This is a genomic window from Erwinia oleae (assembly GCF_000770305.1).
Lineage (GTDB): Bacteria > Pseudomonadota > Gammaproteobacteria > Enterobacterales > Enterobacteriaceae > Erwinia > Erwinia oleae.
On record NZ_JNVB01000127.1, the window covers coordinates 1 to 5164 of the forward strand.

Annotated in this window: 4 protein-coding genes, 4 tRNA genes and 2 rRNA genes; 1 reads left to right on the forward strand and 9 read right to left on the reverse strand. The window is 50.0% G+C overall.

The genetic code is table 11. The features are described from left to right. The 5 genes from GS12_RS21995 to GS12_RS22015 form a co-directional block, all read right to left on the reverse strand. Positions 1–717, reverse strand: a 717-nt coding sequence (locus GS12_RS21995) for an elongation factor Tu (RefSeq protein WP_034950977.1), incomplete at its 3' end; no start/stop codon positions are given. A 113-nt stretch (positions 718–830) separates the two neighbouring features. Then, positions 831–906: transfer RNA gene (locus tag GS12_RS22000), tRNA-Thr, on the reverse strand. A 6-nt stretch (positions 907–912) separates the two neighbouring features. After that, positions 913–987 (reverse strand) — tRNA-Gly (locus GS12_RS22005). Positions 988–1107: 120 nt separating this feature from the next. Beyond that, positions 1108–1192: transfer RNA gene (locus tag GS12_RS22010), tRNA-Tyr, on the reverse strand. Positions 1193–1211: 19 nt separating this feature from the next. Further along, positions 1212–1287, reverse strand: a tRNA-Thr gene (locus GS12_RS22015). Between the two features lie 435 nt (positions 1288–1722). On the opposite strand from GS12_RS22015, the gene coaA reads away from it, so the two are divergent. Next, positions 1723–2673: a type I pantothenate kinase gene (coaA, locus tag GS12_RS22020; protein WP_034950980.1), complete on the forward strand. Its 951-nt coding sequence runs from the start codon at positions 1723–1725 to the stop codon at positions 2671–2673. A 28-nt stretch (positions 2674–2701) separates the two neighbouring features. On the opposite strand, the gene birA is transcribed toward coaA, so the two are convergent. From birA to GS12_RS22040, 4 genes are all read right to left on the reverse strand, one after another. Continuing rightward, positions 2702–3658, reverse strand: a complete 957-nt coding sequence (gene birA / locus GS12_RS22025) for a bifunctional biotin--[acetyl-CoA-carboxylase] ligase/biotin operon repressor BirA (RefSeq protein ID WP_034950983.1) — start codon at positions 3656–3658, stop codon at positions 2702–2704. Further along, positions 3655–4692 (reverse strand): UDP-N-acetylmuramate dehydrogenase, encoded by a 1038-nt coding sequence (gene murB / locus GS12_RS22030; protein WP_034950985.1) that lies wholly within the window; start codon positions 4690–4692, stop codon positions 3655–3657. Before murB ends, birA begins: the two co-directional genes overlap by 4 nt. Positions 4693–4837: 145 nt before the next feature. After that, positions 4838–4953, reverse strand: a 5S ribosomal RNA gene (gene rrf / locus GS12_RS22035). 75 nt (positions 4954–5028) lie between these two features. After that, positions 5029–5164: ribosomal RNA gene (locus tag GS12_RS22040) — 23S ribosomal RNA — on the reverse strand; the annotation flags it as partial.

The following is a 5164-nucleotide window of genomic DNA, read 5'->3' on the forward strand; positions in this document are numbered from 1 at the left end:
CACTTTAACGATACCGCGCTCAACACGACCGGTTACCACAGTACCACGGCCGGAGATAGAGAAAACGTCTTCGATTGGCAGCAGGAACGGCTTGTCAATGGCGCGCTCTGGTTCCGGGATGTAGTTATCCAGGTGACCGGCCAGCTCGATGATTTTCGCTTCCCACTCTGCATCGCCTTCCAGCGCTTTCAGAGCAGAACCGTGAACGATTGGCGTGTCGTCACCAGGGAAGTCGTACTGTGACAGCAGGTCACGGACTTCCATTTCAACCAGTTCCAGCAGCTCTTCATCATCAACCATGTCGCACTTGTTCAGGAACACGATGATGTAAGGAACGCCAACCTGACGGCCCAGCAGGATGTGCTCACGGGTCTGCGGCATCGGGCCGTCAGTCGCAGCAACAACCAGGATCGCGCCGTCCATCTGCGCAGCACCGGTGATCATGTTTTTCACATAGTCGGCGTGGCCAGGGCAGTCAACGTGCGCGTAGTGGCGGCTTGGGGTGTCATATTCAACGTGAGAGGTGTTGATGGTGATACCACGTGCTTTTTCTTCTGGCGCGTTATCGATCTGATCGAACGCACGTGCAGCACCGCCGTAGGTTTTAGCCAGAACGGTAGTGATAGCAGCAGTCAGGGTGGTTTTACCGTGGTCAACGTGGCCGATAGTACCAACGTTGACGTGCGGCTTGGAACGTTCAAATTTTTCTTTAGACATCGCTTGTCCCTCTAAGACACGGATAAATCGGTGATATCACCACATCAACCAGGCATTGCCTGAACTGTAGAATTTAATGCACAGAAGAAGAAGCAGGGAGGGAGATATTGATGTGGTGCTGATACCCAGAGTCGAACTGGGGACCTCACCCTTACCAAGGGTGCGCTCTACCAACTGAGCCATATCAGCACGGCTTGGAGCGGGCAGCGGGAATCGAACCCGCATCATCAGCTTGGAAGGCTGAGGTAATAGCCATTATACGATGCCCGCATCCTGGAACTCTGCTACCTGTTCATTCTGTAGCTTGTGAGTAACAAGAAACGCTTTCTTATTACTCAAGTCAACCCGCATACGCTTGATGACCCGACTGGGCATGCGCTCAGTCTGAAATGGTGGTGGGGGAAGGATTCGAACCTTCGAAGTCGATGACGGCAGATTTACAGTCTGCTCCCTTTGGCCGCTCGGGAACCCCACCCGGTATTTCTTTTACTTGATGGTGCCGGCTACCGGAATCGAACTGGTGACCTACTGATTACAAGTCAGTTGCTCTACCAACTGAGCTAAGCCGGCATCAAGTGACGCGCATTCTAGGAAGAGCGGCCGCGCGATGCAACAAAAAAATTGCGATAACGGTTTTAATGCTTACTATTTGTGCAATTCCTCGCAAAATGCCCTGTTAATGCCGTTATTCTGTTCAAGTAAGCGGCGGATTACTGCTTTATTATCTCTACGTTACCCTGTTAAGTACCCGGCACTTCTGTGCCAAACGCGTTTTCGCTTAAGCTCTGAACTGACATGGCAGCAGATTGTTTAAGAAATGCGGCATCCGTAGCGTTTGCGCAGGCAGAATATTTTTTTCCTTCTGATCCTCGCCCGTCTGGTGTTAACCTCCTGCCCATTGTGTTCTGAAATTACCCTACATCCGCTAACTAAAAGTCGTCGATAAAGGCATCTTTAAGTTACAGACCTTATTACGGGCGATTTATTGCTGGCAGAAGCATAGATATGAGTAAAAAAGAGTCGTTGTTAACCACACCCTATTTGCAGTTTAGCCGTACACAATGGGCGGCACTGCGTAATACCGTACCGATGACCCTTAGCGAAGCGGAGATTGCTCGCCTGAAAGGGATTAATGAAGATCTTTCTCTGGAAGAGGTAGCAGAGATTTATCTTCCCCTTTCACGTCTTTTAAACTTTTACATTAGCTCGAATTTACGCCGTCAGGCTGTGCTTGAGCAGTTTCTGGGAACGAACGGGCAAAAAATACCCTATATCATCAGCATTGCTGGTAGCGTTGCGGTCGGGAAAAGCACGACGGCGCGTGTCCTTCAGGCGCTCTTAAGCCGCTGGCCAGAGCATCGCCGCGTTGAACTGATCACCACCGACGGCTTTCTGCATCCTAATCAGGTACTGAAAGAGCGCGGGCTGATGAAAAAGAAAGGGTTTCCGCAATCTTATGATATGCACAGGCTGGTGAATTTTGTCTCGGATCTTAAATCAGGCAGTTCTCAAGTCACCGCACCTGTCTATTCGCATTTGATTTACGATGTGATTCCCGATGGCGACAAGGTTATTCAGCAGCCGGATATATTGATCCTCGAAGGGCTCAATGTTTTACAAAGTGGAATGGATTATCCGCACGATCCCCATCATGTATTTGTTTCCGATTTTGTGGATTTTTCTATCTATGTTGATGCGCCGCAAGAACTGCTACAAAAATGGTATATCAATCGTTTTTTGAAATTCCGGCAGGGGGCATTTACCGATCCTGACTCCTATTTCCATCACTATGCAAAACTTTCTGAGCAAGAGGCTGTAGGCATCGCTAAACAACTGTGGGAAGAGATTAATTTATTGAATCTCAATGAAAATATTCTTCCAACCCGTGAGCGTGCAAGTCTGATAATGACAAAAAGCGTTAATCATGCGGTGGATCTCGTCCGTTTGCGTAAATAAAAAAGAGGGGCGCTTTCCCCTCTTCTTTTTAATCTTGCGGCCGTAAAGAAATTTCTCCGCCCACCCATGCTTTTCTCACGCCATCCTGTTCAAGGATGAGACCACCCTGCGGGTCAATTCCTCTGGCTATCCCTAAAATCTCTCTCTCGCCAATCAGTAACTTAACCGGCCTGTTAAGAAAGTTATCCAGTTTGCTCCAGCGTTCGATAAAAGGTGTCAGCCCTTCTTTTTCAAACAATTGCAGCGATTCCCTCATCTTATTGACCAGTTGCGCCGCAAGCTGATTACGATCAACGGTAATTCCCGCTTCCTGTAAATTGATCCACCCTTGATCGATAGCACTCGCCGTACGCATAGCCAGATTGATGCCAGCGCCGATGACTATTTGCGCAGCATCGCCGGTTTTACCCGTTAATTCGACGAGGATACCCGCGAGTTTTCGATCGTTCAGGTAAAGATCGTTGGGCCATTTTACGCGCACGTTTTCAGCGCCTAAAGCACGTAATACTTCTGCGACAACCACCCCAATAACAAGGCTCAGGCCCATTGCTGCTACCGGGCCTTGTTCAAGCCGCCAGTACATTGACAGGTAAAGGTTGGTGCCGAACGGCGAGAACCATTGCCGTCCACGCCTGCCCCTTCCCGCCTGTTGATATTCAGCTACACAGGCATCGCCAGACTGCAACGCATCCATACGATCCAGCAGATACTGATTCGTGGAGTCGATCACGGGGATTACCGCCAGCCGCCCGTGATCCAGCTGCGACAGAATGATATCCTCATCCAGAAGTTGAATGGGCGTCGGCAGGCTGTAACCTTTTCCGGTCACGGTAAAAACATCAATGCCCCAGTCTTTAATTGTGTGTATGTGCTTGTTAATTGCTGCGCGGCTCATACCAAGCTTCTCACCCAACATCTCTCCTGAGTGAAACTGACCATCGGCCAGAATACCGATCAGGGTTAAAGGAACCGTGTTACCTTTCATGAAATAACCTCAACCGCATTCTTTTCTCCATAAGCGCCGATGAAACGCACTTCAGGCTCCAGCCATACATTGAATTTTTCACCCACACGTTGACGAACTTCACGCGCCAGCGCCACGATATCCTCTCCCGAGGCATCATCTTCATTAATCAGTACCAGCGCCTGCTGGCGATGTACTGCTGCGCCCCCAATGTGATAACCCTTCAGCTCACTTTGTTCTATCAGCCAACCGGCGGCAAGCTTCACACTTCCATCGGCCTGGGCATAGACAGGCGCATCAGGATACTTTTGCTTAAGCGTTGCGGCTACGATTGATGAAACAACGGGGTTTTTGAAAAAGCTACCCGCATTGCCCACTATGTTTGGGTCAGGCAGCTTACTTCTGCGCATCCGGCAGACCGCGTCAAATATTTGCCGGGGTTTGACGGTCTCAATGTCTAATGTGGTCAATTCGCCGTAGGTAATCACCGGCGTCCATGCTTTTCGAAGCAGAATACCTACTGCGATAATCGCATAGCCGTCCTGGAATTGATGCTTGAAGATACTGTCTCTGTAGCCAAAGCAGCACTCTTCCGCGCTGAGACGCTGGATATGGCCAGAGGTCAGGTTCAGCATATCAACGTAATCACAGACCTGTTTTAACTCCACCCCGTAAGCGCCAATGTTTTGGATCGGGGCAGATCCCACACAGCCAGGGATCAGCGCCAGGTTTTCTAATCCTGAAAAGCCATTTTCTAATGAATACGTTACGAGCCGATGCCAGTTCTCTCCGGCCCCGACATGCAGATGCCAGGCCTCATTACTTTCACTGACGTTAATGCCTTTAATGCGGTTAACAATGACCGTACCCTGAAAATCTTCCAGCAACAAAATATTGCTGCCCTCTCCGAGTAATAATACTGGCTGCTGTTTTTTCAGACTCTCCTGCCATGCCGCAGCCAGTTCAGCCGCAGTATCGATAACGGCAATATGCTGTGCATGCGCATCCAGATGGAAGGTGTTATAGGGTTTTAGAGAATGGAGCTGCATGGACATGGAACGGCCTTCAGGGTAGTTAACTGACCGTAGTTTACCCGATTCAATGCGTTATCGTTGAATGATTTGTTTCGTGCAGCCGTGCTGCGTGCCATAAACGAAAAAAGCCTCATGCTTTCGCATGAGGCTTTTCCGTCTGTATGATGCCTGGCAGTTCCCTACTCTCGCATGGGGAGACCCCACACTACCATCGGCGCTACGGCGTTTCACTTCTGAGTTCGGCATGGGGTCAGGTGGGACCACCGCGCTAGAGCCGCCAGGCAAATTCTGTTATCCGGAACTCCGCTGAAAATTCTTTTTCGTCTCTCATTACCACCAGAACGCTTCTGGCGTTGTAAGGTTAAGCCTCTCGGGTCATTAGTACCGGTCAGCTCAACGCATCGCTGCGCTTACACATCCGGCCTATCAACGTCGTCGTCTTCAACGTCCCTTCAGGAGTCGCAAGGACTCAGGGAGAACTCATCTCGAGGCT